The following is a 14,699-nucleotide window of genomic DNA, read 5'->3' as shown; positions in this document are numbered from 1 at the left end:
CGTTTCGTCAAGCCGCTCGACGAACGGCTGCTCGCCGAAGTGGGCGCGAAATTCCGCCGTGTGGTCACGGTCGAGGACGGTGCGCTGCGCGGCGGCGTCGGCGAGGCCGTCACGGCATTCTTCAACGCCCGGGGCTGCGGGGCCGAGGTCCGTTCGCTGGGCATCGGCGACGAGTGGGTCGAGCACGGTACGCCCGCGCAGCTTTATGCCCTTTGCGGCTACGACGAGGAGGGAATTCTGCGGGCCCTGCTCGATGCGAAACGGTAAATTTCCTTTCCCGATACCCTGCCTGCGGCATAAAATCTGCTGGGACGCTCCTTAAAATCTTTGGGGAGTGAAAATCGCAATCATCCTGTTAATCGTCGCGCTGCTTATCATGGGCGTGGTCTACGGCTCCGTAACCGACCGTACGAACCGCACGACGGTGACGTCGTTCGACCTGGCGCGCTATATGGGCACGTGGTACGAGATCGCCCGCTACGACCATTCGTTCGAGCGCGGACTCACGGGGGTGCGGGCGCAGTACGAACTGCACCCCGACGGCCGCGTCGGGGTGCTCAACAGCGGTACGGACGCCCGTTCGGGACGCCGTAAAACCGCCCGTGGAAAGGCCTATGCCGCCGGGGTGCCGGGACGCCTGCGGGTGTCGTTCTTCTGGTTTTTCTATTCGGATTACTATGTCATGGAACTGGGCGGCGACTACGATTGGGCGCTGGTCGGCAGCCGTTCGTCGAAATACCTCTGGATACTCGCGCGCACGCCGGTGCTTCCGGTTCGGACGCTCAACCACATCCTGCACCTTGCCGGGCAGCGCGGCTACCGCACCGACAAACTGCTGTTCGTCGACCAGGAGGTCTGATTGGATGCCATACCTTGAAACACGCCTGTCCACGCCGCGGCACCTTCCGGTTACAGGGCAAAGAGCCAGTCGTCGCCCCGGCTGCCTCCGGCGTCGAAGCGGAACCCCTCCCATTCGAAGCGTTTCAGCATTTCCGGGTCGTCGATGCGGTTTTTGAGGATATAGCGCGTCATTTCCCCACGGCACATTTTCGTATAGACTACGACGGTTTTCAGCCGGTCGCCTTCGCGGATGCGGAAGTCGGGCGTGATGATTCGCACTTCGCGGCGGATGCGTTTCCAGTCGAACAGGCGTTTCATCTCGCTGCTGGCGAGGTTGACGAGGACGCCGTCGTCGGCGCGGATTTTTTCGATAAAGGCATCCGTCAGCCGTCCCTGCCAGTATTCGAACATCGTCTGTTCGCCGTTTCCGGGCAGTATGGCGTCGCCCTCCAGCCGGTAGCTGCGGATTGCGTCCAGCGGCCGGAGCAGCCCGTAAAGGAACGACGTGATGTTCAGGTGTTCCTGTGCGTAGTCGAAATCCCCGGCCGTGAAACTCGCCGGGCCGATCCGTTTGAATACGATGCCCGTGTAGGCCAGCAGGGCCGGGAGGGTGCCCTCGCCGTGGAAACGGTGGTAACGCCGGTGGTTGGCCGCGGCAATCTGCCGGTTCACCCGCAGCATTTTTGCCAGTTCTTCCGAGGTGAGGGTCGCCAGCCGCACCGCCAGTTCCGCCGCCTGCTCCCCGTAGCGGGGCGTGGTCGTGCGGGGCGCTTCGGCGGGGATGCTTTCCGCCATCGTTTTTGCACAGGAAAGGAGTATTTGCATGGCAGGTCGTTTTAATGTCGGGGTGCCTGTCCGTTTGCATCCTCCGTGAAACGGGTGAAGGGGACGAACGGCGTTACGGTGAAATCGGCCGTGAGCAGGTAGTCGCGCCGCGGGTTTTCGAGGTAAACCCGTTTGCAGATGCGGTAACGGGCGTATGCGGCCGGAAAAACGCGCGGCGCGATCCGGGCCGTGAAATCGTACGTGTAGCCGCCGGGCGGAATCCCGCGCGGTGTGCTGTCCGGAGGCGGGAATCCGCTCCGGCCGATCGAAATCAGCAGGGAGTTCCGGATGTTGACAATCGGCAGCGCCTCCCACCGGCCGTGCCGGAACCGGCAGACGGTATAGTCGGTGCCGAAGTAAACCGCCTGGTCGCCGCGGTAACGGATCGTAAGCTGCACGCGGCCGGTACCCGTAGGGTAGAGGGCGTATTCTGCCTCCATCGTCAGCCCGTTGGGCGGCGCCGTGCCTTCGGGTGCGGGCGGGTAGGGCGTCGTGCCGGGGTCGAATCCGTGGAGCCGTATCAGGGGGCTGTCGTGTATGCAGCGGCGGAACCGGTTTTTCATCGCCGAATCGGCCTGCATCAGGTATATGTCGACGTATCCTCCGCTATCGTCGGTGCCCGAAGCATAGACGGCCTCTGCGAGCGGATCCGCGTCGCGGTTGGCCCCCAGCCAATGCCAGACGCTGTCCTGCAGGGCCTGCAGCTCCCGTGCCGGGGGCAAACGCTGCGCGCCGGCCGTGCAGGGGCCGGAAACGAGCAGGAACAACAGGAGGCGTTTCATCTTGGCAGGCGGGTTTATGCGACCGGACAGGGAATGCCCAGCGCCTCGACGCGGGCGGCGATGGCCTGCAGCTCCTCGCGCGGCACCTTTTCGAGCGTCCGGCACGGGGTGTCGCGGTCGAGTGAGTAGACCATGACCTGCCGCGGGCGGATTTCGCCGAGCAGGCGCAGCCAGGCGGCGACCTCCTCTTCGGTGGTGTTGTCGATTCGCTGCCCGTTGCACTCCCCGCGCAGGAACATCGTCTGCACGGTCAGGTGTCCGTCGAAGCTTTTCATCTGCTCCACGACCTTGCCTACGGAATAGGACGGGTTTTGGGGGTTGTTCATCAGGCGCACCGTGGCGTCGAACGCCGAGTCGAGTTTGAGGATGTTGTTGTCTACGCGCAGCAGGGCGCGGCGCACCTCGTCGCGGTGGAGTTGCGTGGCGTTCGAGAGCACCGAAACCCGGGCCGTGGGGCACAGCCGGTCGCGCAGGGCGATCGTATCGCCGATTACGGCCTCGAACTCGGGATGCATCGTCGGCTCGCCGTTGCCGGCGAAGGTGATGACGTCGGGCGGCGTGCCGTCGGCCGCCATGCGGCGCAGGGTCGCTTCGAGTTGCGTGCGGACGTCCTCACGGGCATTGAAACGCCGTGCGCCAGGGTGTTCGGCGTTCCAGCCGCATTCGCAGTAGATGCAGTCGAACGAGCAGAGTTTCGACTCGACGGGCAGCAGGTTGACCCCCAGCGAGAGCCCCAGCCGCCGCGAATGTACCGGGCCGAAGATGATGTCATGGAATAGCGATGTCATAGTACAAAGATAGTGTAAGGCGCGGGCAAAAACAAGTTTACCTGTATTTTGCCGAGGCGCCGCTTATATAAGTCAAAGATAGCAAAAAACGGAAATATTTTCTACCTTTACAAAAATCATTCTCGTATGAAATTCAGATTCGGACTGCTGCCGCGTGTCGTGCTGGCCATCGCGCTGGGTGTGGGGTGCGGCTTTTTTCTGCCGGATTGGGCAACGCGCCTCGCCCTTACGTTCAACGCCGTTTTCGGCCAGTTCCTGTCGTTCGTCATTCCGCTGCTGATTCTCGGCCTTGTCGCGCCGGGTATCGCCGACCTGGGCCGGAATGCCGGCCGTCTGCTGGCGCTCACGGCGGCATTGGCCTATGCTTTCACGCTTTTCTCGGGCTTCGGCACCTACCTCACGGGCCGCCTGCTGTTTCCGGCGTTGCTCGAAGGCTCGGCCGCCGTCCTGCCCGACGAGGCGAATGCGGTGCTCGCGCCCTATTTCACGGTCGAGATGCCGCCCCTGTTCGGCGTCATGTCGGCGCTGGTGCTCGCGTTCGTGCTCGGGCTGGGGATGGCCTACACCCACAGCGTGAAACTCAAGGGGATGATGGACGATTTCAAAGGGATTATCGAGCGGGTGATTGCGGGCGTCATCATTCCGCTGCTGCCGTTTTACATTTTCGGCATCTTCCTTTCGATGACGCAGTCCGGGCAGGTCGCGGGCGTGCTGGGTGTCTTCGTGAAGCTGATTGGGGTGATTTTCTGCATGACCGTCATCCTGCTGCTCGTCCAATTCTCCATTGCCGGACTGGCGGCACGCAAAAACCCGCTGCGGATGCTCCGCACGATGCTTACGGCTTACGTCACGGCCCTCGGTACCCAGTCGTCGGCCGCGACGATTCCCGTGACGCTGGCCCAGACCCTCAAACTCGGCGTGCGGCCCGGCATCGCGTCGTTCGTCGTGCCGCTCTGCGCCACGATTCACCTGTCGGGGTCGATGATGAAGATTGTCGCCTGTGCGCTGGCTGTGTCGATGCTTGCCGGGATGGACATTCCGACAGCCACTTTCGCGGGGTTCATCCTGCTGCTGGCCGTGACGATGATTGCCGCGCCGGGGGTGCCGGGCGGTGCGATTATGGCCGCGCTGGGGCTGCTCGAGTCGATGCTGGGCTTCGATGAAACGCTCGCCGGACTGATGATTGCCACCTACATCGCCATGGACAGCTTCGGCACGGCGACCAACGTGACGGGCGACGGCGCCGTCGCAATCATCGTCGACGCGATAGACCGCCGGCGGGAAAAGTAAACGAAGACCGTTTCCGGGCCGCCGAAAGCGGCCTTTTTCCTATTAATATATGGAAATAAGTATAAATGCGTAGCAGCGCCGAATAAAAAACGGCTAATTTTGATGGCCAAAAGGTTTTTTTTGTACTTTTGCGCGTCCGGAACGGAAACTTAAACATTAAAACACAATATCTTATGGTTGATATTTTTGCACGCCTGGAGAAGAATGCAGGTGGCCCCATCGGTCAGTACATGTCGTACGCCCACGGTTATTACGCTTTCCCCAAACTGGAAGGCGATATCGGCCCCCACATGACTTTCCGGGGCAAGAAGATGCTCAACTGGAGTCTGAACAACTACCTCGGCCTGGCCAACCATCCCGAGGTGCGCAAGGCCGACGCCGAAGGTGCCGCGAAATTCGGTATGGCAGCCCCGATGGGCGCCCGCATGATGAGCGGCCAGACCGTTTACCACGAGCAGCTCGAGCGCGAGCTGGCCGAGTTCGTCGGCAAGGAGGACGCTTTCCTGCTGAACTTCGGCTACCAGGGCATGATTTCGATTATCGACTGCCTGCTGACCCCGCGCGACGTGGTGGTCTATGATGCCGAGGCGCACGCCTGCATCATCGACGGCCTGCGCCTGCACAAGGGCAAGCGCTTCGTTTACGGCCACAACGACATGGAGTCGCTGCGCCTGCAGCTGCAGCATGCTACCGATTTGGCCGAGGAGCAGAACGGCGGCGTGCTGGTGATTACCGAGGGCGTGTTCGGCATGAAGGGCGATTTGGGTAAACTCGACGAAATCGTTGCCCTGAAGAAGGATTTCAACTTCCGTCTGCTGGTCGACGACGCGCATGGTTTCGGTACGATGGGCGAAGGCGGCCGCGGTACGGCGTCGCATTTCGGCGTCGTGGACGGCGTGGATGTGCTGTTCAACACCTTTGCCAAGTCGATGGCCGGTATCGGCGCATTCGTCTGCGGCCCGCGCTGGCTGATCAACCTGTTGCGCTACAACATGCGTTCGCAGCTCTACGCCAAGTCGCTCCCGATGCCGATGGTGATGGGTGCCCTGAAGCGCCTGGAGCTGATTCGCAACCATCCCGAATACCAGCAGAACCTGTGGAAAATCGTGCGCGCCCTGCAGGATAGCCTGAAAGAGAACGGCTTCGAAATCGGCGTGACGAACTCCCCCGTGACCCCCGTTTTCCTGAAAGGCGGTATTCCGGAGGCTACGAACCTGGTCGTCGACCTGCGCGAGAACCACGGCATCTTCTGCTCGATGGTGATTTATCCCGTCATTCCGAAAGGCGAGATTATCCTGCGCGTCATTCCGACGGCGGTTCACACGCTCGAAGACGTCAATGTCACCATCGAGGCATTCAAGGCGGTGCGCAGCAAGCTTGCGGAGGGTATTTACGCAAAGATGCCCATCCCGGTTCGTGCCGACGAGGGTTTCAAAGTGCGCTAATCGTGTAATTCCCGGCCGACCGGCACGTACCGGTCGAGACCGATAGGATTTTTCGTATGGCGTCCCCGGCTCTTTGGAGTCGGGGACGTTGTTTTTGCGACAAAATTCCGCGGAAAATTTTGCAGAATAAATTTTTCGGTTTATATTTGCAGTCCCGAAACGCAGGTTCCGGGGCCCGGAAACGAGGTCGGAACAGGGAAATATCCGCCTCCCGTACCGGAAAAGATTATGCGGAAATAGCTCAGTTGGTAGAGCGCAACCTTGCCAAGGTTGAGGTCGCGGGTCCGAGTCCCGTTTTCCGCTCCCGGAGCCGATAATAAGAGACGGCAACAGAGAGCAAAAACCCTATATATCAATGATATATGGGGTTTTTCTATGTTTGGGGACGATGCGGATAAAGCAACGAAAAGCAAGTTTTTCAGTCCTTATTCGTGACCTAATTTTCAGGTCCTTAAAATGGGTCACGATTTGGACGCTATTTCGTTGTATTGCAGTTTTTTAGCCAGCAACATTTCAATACTGTAAACGTATTACTAACAAAACATTTACAGTTATGGAACGACAGACTTTTAATGTTGCTTTTTTCTGCAAGAAAACCAAAGTATCGAAAAAGGGTAAAGCCCCTATTTATGCGCGTGTAACCACGACAGGCACATCGACCGAGATTTACACGCAATGCCAAATCGAGCCGGAGCGGTGGAATCAAAAAGCCGAGCGCATTTTATCACGCGATAAATTCGCGGAGCAGATTAACGAGATCGTCGCCAGCTACCGGGCTAATATCTTCGCAGTCTACAATCAGCTAATCAAAGAGGGCAGGGAGCCGGATTGCTTTACCATCAAAGAACGGCTTGCCAATCCGGTCGGAAATTCTAAAATGTTTTTTGCTGAATTTGGGAAGTATTGCGACAAACGGCAGAAGGAGGTCGGGACACGCATTACCCAACTAACGGCAAATAAATATCACCGCTTACTGCGCTACCTAAAAGAGTATATGCAGGCGCAATACAAAAAGGAAGATATTCCGCTGGACAGGGTGAATTATGAGTACCTCGACGGACTGAACACTTTTATCCAGACGGCCCATAACTGCAAGACCAACGGCGCGGTCAATCTGTTGTGCTGTCTTAAAAACTTTATGCTGTACGCCATTCGTAACGAGTGGATCGAGAAAAATCCGTTTCAGTACTACAAACTGAAACCCGAACACAACAAGTCAAAAGACCACCTGACCAAAGCGGAATTGGATGTTTTGATAAACAAACCTATGCCGAACGAACGGATAGAACGCATCCGGGACGTGTTCGCATTCTGCTGTCTGACGGGATTAGCCTTTACGGATGCCGACCACCTGCGTCCGGAACATATCAGCGCGGATGATAGCGGGCAGTTGTGGATTCACAAACCCCGCGAGAAAACCGCCGTAATGAGCCGCATCCCCTTGTTGCCGCATCCGGTGAAACTTCTGCGAAAGTACGAGCACGACCCGAATTGCAGACAGCGCGGAAAGATGTTACCTGTACCGAGCAACAGCAAAATGAACGCCTACCTGAAAGAACTGGCGGGCATCTGCAATATCGACAAGACGCTGACAACGCACGTCGCCCGGCATACGTTCGCCTGCCTTGCCGTGGAGTACGGAATGCCGATAGACGTGCTGGCGAAAATTCTGGGGCACTCCAATACGAATATGACGCGGCATTATGCCAAGTTCTCGGAGGGCTTGATAGGCCGGGAGATGCAGAAGATCGGCAATATCTTCGCTAATCCGGCATGATAGTACATGAAGAAAGGTGGGGCGCACGGGATTCGGAATGATCCCTGATGCGCCCCGCCTTTTATAAAATTCAGGTGGAACAGGGCCTAATTGCCCTTATCTGCTAAATATCACCTAATTGCAAACCACTTGCGCGTATTATTTGCGATCCGCACGAGCATCAGCATTACGGGGACTTCGACCAGCACACCGACAACCGTAGCCAACGCCGCACCGGACTGTAAACCGAATAGCGAGATTGCGACGGCCACGGCCAATTCGAAAAAGTTGCTGGCCCCGATCATTCCGGCGGGAGCGGCGATGTCGTGCGGCAGCCGCCACCACCGCGCCCAACCGTAGGCCACGAAGAAGATCAGCACGGTTTGCAGGACGAGCGGCACGGCGATCAGCAGGATATGCAGCGGATTTCGCAGGATCGTTTCGCCCTGAAACGAAAAGAGGATAACGAGCGTCAGCAGCAGCCCGCCCACGGTCAGGTTATCGAACTTTTTGACAAAGACGTTGTTAAAATAGTCGATACCTTTTCGCCTGACGACCCACAGTCTGGTCAGAATACCCGCTGCCAGCGGGATGACGACGAACAGCACTACCGACAGTAACAGCGTATCCCACGGGATCGACACCCCGCCCACACCCAGCAGGAACGCGACGATAGGCGCAAATGCCACAAGGATAATCAAGTCGTTCACGGCAACCTGCACCAGTGTATAGGCCGCATCGCCTCGGGTGAGGTAGCTCCATACGAACACCATTGCCGTACAGGGCGCAGCCCCCAGCAGTACGGCCCCGGCCAAATACTGCCCGGCCAGCGGTTCGGGGATGAATGCCCTGAACAGCACGAAAAAGAACAGCCATGCGATCCCGAACATCGTAAAGGGTTTTATCAGCCAGTTCGTTACGCAGGTAATCAGAATCCCTTTCGGTCGCCGTCCGACGTTTTTCACGCTCTGGAAATCGACCTTGAGCATCATCGGGTAGATCATCAGCCAGATCAGGATGGCGACAGGAATCGACACGTTCGCATATTCCAGTTTGCCCAGCGCCGCAGGAACGGCGGGGAGCCATTGCCCGACGGCAATCCCTGCGAGGATGCAGAGCGCCACCCACAAAGTCAGATAACGCTCGAAAAAGCCTATGCCCTGTTGTTTTTTCATGGTAACTGCGGTTTGATCTCTTCTGAATAAAGCCGATAAAACCGGGCCTTGATTTCATCGCGCACGCGCCGAAATTCCCCGGCGATAAATTCGGGTGTTCCCATTGCACGGGACGGATCGTCGAACCCGATATGCAGGCGGTGCATGACGCGGCCCGAGAACACCGGGCAGTTTTCGTTCGCACCGCCGCAGACGGTTATCACATAATCCCACCGTCCGCCGAGGTATTCCGATACATGGTGCGGCGTATGGCTGCCGATGTCGATTCCGGCTTCGGCCATTACTTCGACGGCCTGCGGATTGACGCGGGACACCGGTTCGGTTCCCGCCGAAAAGACATTCAGGCGGGAATCGAACGACTGCATAAAGCCGTGGGCCATCTGGCTGCGGCAACTGTTGCCCGTGCATAAAATCAGTATCCTCATCGTTTATTCGTTTTTCCAGCCGATCAGGGCCGTATGGTTTCCGGAAAGTTGTTTAACCCGCTCGATCCACGGCAATTCGCCCTGCGCTTTGGATTGCAGGAACGGATTGTCCGTCGCCACCAGCGACAGGCAGGAATTTACAACCCACCACTCATTGCGTATTCCGGCACGGCGCAGGTCGGCCTGCAACCGCTCGGCTTCGAAAACGGGTGTCGCTTCAGGTAGCGTAACGATCACCACCTCGGTCTGCTGCGGGTCGCGCAGGCGCGGCAGCAGGTGCGCCACAGCTCCCGTAACCTCGCCCTGCGTACGTTCGACCTCTTTGTGATAGCTTTGCGTAGCGTCCAACAGCAACAGCGTGTGCCCCGTGGGAGCCGTGTCGATCACAACGATCTCCGTATCGGCTTTCTCCATAATCCCGGCAAAGGCTTTGAACACGGCAATCTCCTGCGTACACGGCGACCGCAAATCCTCTTCGATATACTCCATATCCTCGGCGCTCATGCCGTTTTCACGCGCTTTGGCCCGCACCTCGTTTTTATAGGCTTCCAACACCTCGGCCTCGTCGATACGGCTCACGTCCAGACCTGCGGCAATGGCCTGCCCGTAATTGATATGGTTAGCCGGGTCGGTCGTCGTAAGGTGGACTTTCGCACCGAGTTGTTTCAGTCCCAGCGCAATGCGGGTCGCCACGGTCGTCTTGCCGACGCCGCCTTTCCCCATCGTGAAAATCACGCGCTTGCCCGATTCGAAAAGATCCCTCACCAGATCGTCGAGCGTCTTTTCTCCGGCAAGTGGGCGATAGCCCGCAACGCCCGTTACATGGTCCGACGAAAGCATCCGCCGGATATTGGCGATATTGGAAAGGTTATACGAGCGCAGGGGCACGCAGAACGCCGGGAATCCCTTGAGCGATTCGGGCATGGTCCGCATGGCGGCCTGCTGCCGGTCGAAGAGTTGCCGGGTAACGGCATCCTCATCGTCCGCCTGTTGGAGCAGGCCGTTGATGACGAGCATCTGATTGTCGATGCCGAGCGCCTGCAATTCGTGCGACGAGCGGGCGGCTTCTTTCAGCGGCGCGGTATCCGGACGGCTTACCAATACAAGTCGCGTTGCCGCAGCATCGGAGAGTGTGCGCACAGCCTGTTTGTAAATCTCCTTGCGCTCTTCCAGTCCCGACAACTGGCCGAGGCACGACGCGCCGTGCGTACTTTCGCTGATAAAGGTACTCCATGCCGAGGGAAGTTGCAGCATCCGCAGCGTGTGTCCCGTCGGGGCCGTGTCGAAAATAATATGGTCGTACTGCCGCTGAATCTGCGGATCGGTGATGAAGTCGGAAAAGGCATTGAACGCCGCGATCTCCACCGTGCAGGAGCCGGATAACTGCTCTTCCATGTTTTGTATGACGCTTTCGGGCAGTTTGCCGCGGTAAGGGCCTATGACGCTTTCGCGGTATTCGGCCGCAGCCTGCTCCGGGTCGAGGTTTACGACCGTCAGCCCCGGAACGTCGGCGATCTGCGTGCCGTGTCCGTCCAATGCCTGCCCGAACACATCCTGCAGGTTGGATGCGGGATCGGTGCTGATAAGCAAAATTTGTTCTCCCTGATCGGCAAGTCCGACCGCCGTAGCGCAGGCGACCGAGGTTTTACCCACACCGCCTTTGCCCGTGAAAAAGAGGTATTTCGTTCCTGTTATCGTCGATAAATCAAAGGTTTTCATATCACGGCTTATTTTAGAATGGGAATGTAATCCAGCGATATGCCTGTCCACTCGGCCAGTTGATCGTTGGTCGGATAACCTTTCTGCACGGTAACGACACCGTCCACCAGCGTTACGGGCAGCCCGTCGGCCCCGTGCTGCATCAGGTAATCGTTCACCGTCTTGTTCGTCACATACAGCTGCGGTTCGTCGCGCAGGTTGTGGCGTTCGATCACCACGCCTTTACGTTTGAGGTATTCCACGGCTGCGGCAATGCGCATCAGGTCGGGGTTGATATTCGGCCCGCACAGCCCCGTGGGGCAGCACATGGCCGGGTCGAAAATTTCAATCTTTTTCATGTTCTATGTGTTTTAGAAATAATAGATTATGCCATAGTAAACGCCGACTGCGATAAACAACAGGGCGACGATGCGGTTGAGCCACTTCTGAAACGCCTGCATCCGGCTGTAAAAACGTCCGAGACCCGCCACGCTGTATGCCAGAATCCAGGCGACGGCGACCACGGGCAGGGCGGTTGCCAATGCAAACACCGCAGGCAGCAGGTAGCCGCCCGTTTCAGCCGCCGACATGGGTATCAGCATCCCGAAATAGAAAATGCCGCTGGTGGGGCAAAATGCCATAGCGAACAGAACGCCCAACAGGAGAGCGCCCCAGCCGCCGTGTTTCTTGATTTTGTCGCCGTGAGAAAACCCGAACTGCGGCAGCTTGAGTTTATGCCCGAAAAGCATGAACAGCCCGATCAGGATCAGAGCCGGGGCAAGCAGCATTTCGCCGTATCTGCTGATCGCTTTTTGCAAGGCGAACATACTCGCACCCTCGCGCAGAATGGCGATCAACACCGCGCCGAGCAGCGTATAAGCAGCGATCCGTCCGAGAGCGTACAGCAGACCGTCCCGGAAAATCCGGTTACGGTCGGTAATGTCGCGGCTAATGTAGCCGATAGCGGTAATGTTCGTAGCCAGCGGGCAGGGGCTTATCGCTGTCAATAGGCCCAGCAGGAAAGCCGTAACCGCAGGAACGGTCGAGCCGTCGAGCAAGTTCTGCAAATACTCCATACGTTATTCCGTGAGTAGTAGTTTTTCGATTGCCGTTTTCAGCTCCGCTTTGAATTTGTCGGGATTTGTCCGCGCGTTGGCAAAGGCAAATTGCGTAAGGTCGTTCACGGTTTCTTTGCCGTCTTGACGCCTGACCAGCAAAATCGACGACCACGTTATTTCGTATTTATCGGCCAATGCCGCATTTTCCGGCTGCGTGATGTCGATTATCCGGAAACTTATGTCACCGTCCTCGATCTGCTTGGCAAAATAGGTGTCTACAACCTCTTTCGCTCCGTTCTCGATGGCCGTGCAGGTTACGCAGCGTTGCGCTCCGTGGAAACAAAGCACCTCGATCCCATCGTTTTGTGGCGCAGAATCAGTTGTTTTTCGCGAATTGTTTCCGCAGGCGGCCAATATGACGGCAGCCAGCACAGCAACTAAAATCGTTCTCATCCTATTTGTTCGTTAAAAGTTTTTTCACCTCTCCGAGCGACAGGCCCGCACCCGCTGACACGACTTTTTCATCGACCACCAGCGCGGGCAATCCGAGTACTTTGTATTCGATGATTTTCAAAATATCCTGCTCCTTTGCGAGCGTCGCGTCCAGCCCCAATTCGGCGATTGCTTGTTCCGTTGTTTCGTAGAGGGTTTTGCAACGTGGGCAACCCGTACCTAAAATTTTAATTTCCATGCTATTGTTGGTTTTTATATGTAGTTCGGCGAATTACGAACATTAAGCGTAAAAAAAGAGCGGTTTATTCGCAGCAGGATTTTTTATCCCGGCACTCGCAGAAAAAACCTGCAAACAAATCGCGTGCGACAGCCCAATTTTCACGGTTGATGCAGTAACGGACTTTCGGGGTTTCGATTTCGCCCTGTATCAGTCCGGCATCTTTCAACTCTTTGAGGTGTTGCGACACAGTCGCTTTGGCAATAGGCAGCACCTCGTGAATATCCCCGAAAAAACAACTCTCCTGCGAAGCGAGAAACCGCAGGATAGCCATACGCGCCGGATGTCCCATCGCCTTGGCGAAACGGGCGATCTGCTCTTCTTGGTCGGTATAGGCTTTTTTCATCATGTTTTTCTTCTATTGTTCGCAAATATACGAACAATATTCATTTCTGCAAAATAACAGCCTGTTTTTTATCATCATGCAGAACGCGCGGATACATTCAGAGCAGCTATAACCCGCCGTCAATCATTATCGGTTAATCGTAATAAATAAAAAGCCCTTGCAATTCCGAATAGCAAGGGCTTGATTGTTTGTTTTAGAACGGGTCTCGGGTAGGTCTGTAATTCTTTGTCAGCGTTTCCCGGATTGCCGATTCGGGATAGAGGATGTTGCGCTCGCTTATTGCGACAAACGGTATCTGCCGCGTATCGCGGAGCGTCTGCAAGGTTCGGGGCGAGATGTGCAGGTATTCGCAAACTTCCGCCCCTGTAAGATAGTGTTCCGGGCCGATTAAGGGCCGATAATTTGCAGCAGCCAGTTGCAAGGTTTTCCGGGCTTGGTCAATAGCTATGAAGATGCTTTTTACATCTTCGCTTTCCGTCGTTAAATAATCGCCTCCCATTTTACACCTCCTTTCTGATCGTCCGGGCCTGTAAAAATTCGGCTACATCCTGTTCACGGTAAAAGTATTTTCCCCCGACCCTCGAAAAAGCCAGATGCCCCCGTACCCGATAGGCTTTCAGCGTTTGTTTGTTGATGCTGAACGCTTCACATACCTGCTGGCTGTCCAGTCAGTTGTCGGCAGGTTTCGGCTCGAATTTACGTTTGGTTTGCTGCACATCGGTTGTCAGCATCTTTACTTGCTCTAATAGCGCTCTTCATACGCGCTCATCAACATTGATAATTGGCATAGTTTAAAAAATTAGTGTTGTATAATTTAACTTATCATCGGCCTTTGGGCCTTTGAGCCTTTGGACCTTTGGGCTTTTGGGTCTTTGGACTTTTGAGCCTTTGGGCTTTTGGACCTTTGGGTCTTTGGGACCTTTGGGTCTTTGGGCTTTTGGGTCTTTGGGCTTTTGGGCCGCCCAATTCCATTCGATCCCGGCACAAATAAAAGGGTGAAACCCTCGAAAAGATACCCTTTACTCCCTCATTCGCCCTCGTTCGCCCTAATTAGCCCGTACCACAAGCCGAAATAGTCCGTACCTTTGCAGCGGGAGGATTACCAATTCGGTATATAGGTTTTAGGATGGAAAGTCGTTGCCCGCGGCAACTCCTTTCCGTCCCGTGGGGACGGATTTTATTTGCGTAGAGCAAATAGCAAGGTATGTTTTTGTCCGACAAACTCCGTTTTGTCCGACACAAACGCCAGCGGTTCGCCGCTGGTAATGAATAGGTGGTTTGCTCCCAAGTCGCATAACCTTAAAATTTGAAGATATGGCAAGACCCAAAAACGAAACCCGTCCGGAGGGCGGGAAGATTTACCGCCACACGTTCCGCTTGGACGAACGCCAGCAGGTGGAGTTTGAAAACATGCTGCTCAAAGCCGGGCAGCACAGCAAAACGCAATTTATCCTCGGCCGCATCTTCGGCTGACCGTTCAAAGTCATTCAGACCAACAAGGACGCGCACGACTATTACCTGCGCCTGACGAATCTTTACGC

19 protein-coding genes and 1 tRNA gene are annotated in these 14,699 nt (G+C 56.4%); 7 read left to right on the top strand and 13 right to left on the bottom strand.

From position 1 onward, the window contains the following. Positions 1 to 267: transketolase C-terminal domain-containing protein (locus tag QZT71_RS09965; protein ID WP_295915651.1), on the top strand; the 267-nt coding region annotated here is incomplete at its 5' end. A gap of 67 nt (positions 268 to 334) precedes the next feature. Next, a complete protein-coding gene (locus tag QZT71_RS09960) occupies positions 335 to 859 on the top strand; it encodes a lipocalin family protein (protein WP_295915650.1) in 525 nt (174 codons plus the stop codon). 50 nt (positions 860 to 909) lie between these two features. Here the strand turns inward: QZT71_RS09960 and QZT71_RS09955 are convergent, their stop codons facing one another. Genes QZT71_RS09955 through QZT71_RS09945 form a run of 3 tightly spaced genes read right to left on the bottom strand, consistent with a single transcriptional unit; the run spans position 910 to position 3,235 of the window. Next, a complete protein-coding gene (locus QZT71_RS09955) occupies positions 910 to 1,665 on the bottom strand; it encodes a YaaA family protein (protein ID WP_295915648.1) in 756 nt (251 codons plus the stop codon). 11 nt (positions 1,666 to 1,676) lie between these two features. Continuing rightward, entirely contained in the window at positions 1,677 to 2,447 is a 771-nt protein-coding gene (locus tag QZT71_RS09950) for a hypothetical protein (RefSeq protein WP_295915646.1), read from the bottom strand. A 14-nt stretch (positions 2,448 to 2,461) separates the two neighbouring features. Next, positions 2,462 to 3,235 carry a radical SAM protein gene (locus QZT71_RS09945; RefSeq protein ID WP_295915645.1) on the bottom strand — a complete coding sequence of 258 codons (774 nt, stop codon included), beginning with the start codon at positions 3,233 to 3,235 and terminating at the stop codon, positions 2,462 to 2,464. Between the two features lie 126 nt (positions 3,236 to 3,361). Between QZT71_RS09945 and QZT71_RS09940 the strand changes: the two genes are divergently transcribed. The 4 genes from QZT71_RS09940 (at position 3,362) to QZT71_RS09925 (ending at position 7,747) form a co-directional block, all read left to right on the top strand. Beyond that, a complete protein-coding gene (locus QZT71_RS09940) occupies positions 3,362 to 4,525 on the top strand; it encodes a dicarboxylate/amino acid:cation symporter (RefSeq protein WP_295915644.1) in 1,164 nt (387 codons plus the stop codon). Positions 4,526 to 4,698: 173 nt separating this feature from the next. Then, positions 4,699 to 5,970: a pyridoxal phosphate-dependent aminotransferase family protein gene (locus QZT71_RS09935; RefSeq protein ID WP_295915643.1), complete on the top strand. Its 1,272-nt coding sequence runs from the start codon at positions 4,699 to 4,701 to the stop codon at positions 5,968 to 5,970. A 230-nt stretch (positions 5,971 to 6,200) separates the two neighbouring features. Further along, positions 6,201 to 6,273, top strand: a tRNA-Gly gene (locus QZT71_RS09930). 250 nt (positions 6,274 to 6,523) lie between these two features. Further along, positions 6,524 to 7,747, top strand: a complete 1,224-nt coding sequence (locus QZT71_RS09925) for a site-specific integrase (protein WP_295915642.1) — start codon at positions 6,524 to 6,526, stop codon at positions 7,745 to 7,747. A 110-nt stretch (positions 7,748 to 7,857) separates the two neighbouring features. Here the strand turns inward: QZT71_RS09925 and arsB are convergent, their stop codons facing one another. From arsB to QZT71_RS09875, 10 genes are all read right to left on the bottom strand, one after another. Further along, entirely contained in the window at positions 7,858 to 8,901 is a 1,044-nt protein-coding gene (gene arsB, locus QZT71_RS09920; protein WP_295915641.1) for an ACR3 family arsenite efflux transporter, read from the bottom strand. Further along, positions 8,898 to 9,326: an arsenate reductase ArsC gene (locus tag QZT71_RS09915; protein ID WP_295915639.1), complete on the bottom strand. Its 429-nt coding sequence runs from the start codon at positions 9,324 to 9,326 to the stop codon at positions 8,898 to 8,900. The genes arsB and QZT71_RS09915 overlap by 4 nt, the downstream gene beginning before the upstream one ends. A 3-nt stretch (positions 9,327 to 9,329) precedes the next feature. Further along, a complete protein-coding gene (arsA, locus tag QZT71_RS09910) occupies positions 9,330 to 11,045 on the bottom strand; it encodes an arsenical pump-driving ATPase (protein ID WP_295915636.1) in 1,716 nt (571 codons plus the stop codon). Between the two features lie 8 nt (positions 11,046 to 11,053). Then, positions 11,054 to 11,383 carry an arsenite efflux transporter metallochaperone ArsD gene (gene arsD, locus QZT71_RS09905; RefSeq protein ID WP_295915634.1) on the bottom strand — a complete coding sequence of 110 codons (330 nt, stop codon included), beginning with the start codon at positions 11,381 to 11,383 and terminating at the stop codon, positions 11,054 to 11,056. Positions 11,384 to 11,395: 12 nt separating this feature from the next. Next, entirely contained in the window at positions 11,396 to 12,100 is a 705-nt protein-coding gene (locus QZT71_RS09900; RefSeq protein ID WP_295915633.1) for an aromatic aminobenezylarsenical efflux permease ArsG family transporter, read from the bottom strand. Positions 12,101 to 12,103: 3 nt separating this feature from the next. Further along, the gene (locus QZT71_RS09895; protein WP_295915631.1) at positions 12,104 to 12,535 is read right to left on the bottom strand and encodes a nitrophenyl compound nitroreductase subunit ArsF family protein; all 432 of its coding nucleotides are present in this window, start codon (positions 12,533 to 12,535) and stop codon (positions 12,104 to 12,106) included. Between the two features lies 1 nt (position 12,536). Further along, on the bottom strand, positions 12,537 to 12,773 hold the full coding sequence (locus tag QZT71_RS09890) for a thioredoxin family protein (protein WP_295915629.1): 237 nt from the start codon (positions 12,771 to 12,773) through the stop codon (positions 12,537 to 12,539). A 64-nt stretch (positions 12,774 to 12,837) separates the two neighbouring features. Further along, on the bottom strand, positions 12,838 to 13,161 hold the full coding sequence (locus QZT71_RS09885; protein ID WP_295915627.1) for a helix-turn-helix transcriptional regulator: 324 nt from the start codon (positions 13,159 to 13,161) through the stop codon (positions 12,838 to 12,840). Between the two features lie 190 nt (positions 13,162 to 13,351). Continuing rightward, positions 13,352 to 13,657 (bottom strand): helix-turn-helix domain-containing protein, encoded by a 306-nt coding sequence (locus QZT71_RS09880; protein WP_295915626.1) that lies wholly within the window; start codon positions 13,655 to 13,657, stop codon positions 13,352 to 13,354. A gap of 1 nt (position 13,658) precedes the next feature. Further along, entirely contained in the window at positions 13,659 to 13,826 is a 168-nt protein-coding gene (locus QZT71_RS09875; protein ID WP_295915652.1) for a helix-turn-helix domain-containing protein, read from the bottom strand. 646 nt (positions 13,827 to 14,472) lie between these two features. Between QZT71_RS09875 and QZT71_RS09870 the strand changes: the two genes are divergently transcribed. Continuing rightward, on the top strand, positions 14,473 to 14,631 hold the full coding sequence (locus tag QZT71_RS09870) for a hypothetical protein (RefSeq protein ID WP_195500154.1): 159 nt from the start codon (positions 14,473 to 14,475) through the stop codon (positions 14,629 to 14,631). The last annotated feature ends 68 nt before the right edge of the window (positions 14,632 to 14,699 follow it).

It is taken from the genome of uncultured Alistipes sp. (assembly GCF_902388705.1).
Lineage (GTDB): Bacteria > Bacteroidota > Bacteroidia > Bacteroidales > Rikenellaceae > Alistipes.
This window is presented reverse-complemented; position numbering and strand designations above follow the sequence as displayed.

Excerpts from the sequence above, each read along its gene's own strand:
- QZT71_RS09945 (WP_295915645.1), bottom strand. The coding sequence starts at position 3,235 with ATGACATCGCTATTCCATGACATCATCTTCGGCCCGGTACATTCGCGG.
- QZT71_RS09955 (WP_295915648.1), bottom strand. The coding sequence starts at position 1,665 with ATGCAAATACTCCTTTCCTGTGCAAAAACGATGGCGGAAAGCATCCCC.
- QZT71_RS09915 (WP_295915639.1), bottom strand. The coding sequence starts at position 9,326 with ATGAGGATACTGATTTTATGCACGGGCAACAGTTGCCGCAGCCAGATG.
- QZT71_RS09870 (WP_195500154.1), top strand. The coding sequence starts at position 14,473 with ATGGCAAGACCCAAAAACGAAACCCGTCCGGAGGGCGGGAAGATTTAC.
- QZT71_RS09890 (WP_295915629.1), bottom strand. The coding sequence starts at position 12,773 with ATGGAAATTAAAATTTTAGGTACGGGTTGCCCACGTTGCAAAACCCTC.
- QZT71_RS09885 (WP_295915627.1), bottom strand. The coding sequence starts at position 13,161 with ATGATGAAAAAAGCCTATACCGACCAAGAAGAGCAGATCGCCCGTTTC.
- QZT71_RS09940 (WP_295915644.1), top strand. The coding sequence starts at position 3,362 with ATGAAATTCAGATTCGGACTGCTGCCGCGTGTCGTGCTGGCCATCGCG.
- QZT71_RS09895 (WP_295915631.1), bottom strand. The coding sequence starts at position 12,535 with ATGAGAACGATTTTAGTTGCTGTGCTGGCTGCCGTCATATTGGCCGCC.
- QZT71_RS09880 (WP_295915626.1), bottom strand. The coding sequence starts at position 13,657 with ATGGGAGGCGATTATTTAACGACGGAAAGCGAAGATGTAAAAAGCATC.
- arsA (WP_295915636.1), bottom strand. The coding sequence starts at position 11,045 with ATGAAAACCTTTGATTTATCGACGATAACAGGAACGAAATACCTCTTT.
- arsB (WP_295915641.1), bottom strand. The coding sequence starts at position 8,901 with ATGAAAAAACAACAGGGCATAGGCTTTTTCGAGCGTTATCTGACTTTG.
- QZT71_RS09900 (WP_295915633.1), bottom strand. The coding sequence starts at position 12,100 with ATGGAGTATTTGCAGAACTTGCTCGACGGCTCGACCGTTCCTGCGGTT.
- QZT71_RS09925 (WP_295915642.1), top strand. The coding sequence starts at position 6,524 with ATGGAACGACAGACTTTTAATGTTGCTTTTTTCTGCAAGAAAACCAAA.
- QZT71_RS09950 (WP_295915646.1), bottom strand. The coding sequence starts at position 2,447 with ATGAAACGCCTCCTGTTGTTCCTGCTCGTTTCCGGCCCCTGCACGGCC.
- arsD (WP_295915634.1), bottom strand. The coding sequence starts at position 11,383 with ATGAAAAAGATTGAAATTTTCGACCCGGCCATGTGCTGCCCCACGGGG.
- QZT71_RS09935 (WP_295915643.1), top strand. The coding sequence starts at position 4,699 with ATGGTTGATATTTTTGCACGCCTGGAGAAGAATGCAGGTGGCCCCATC.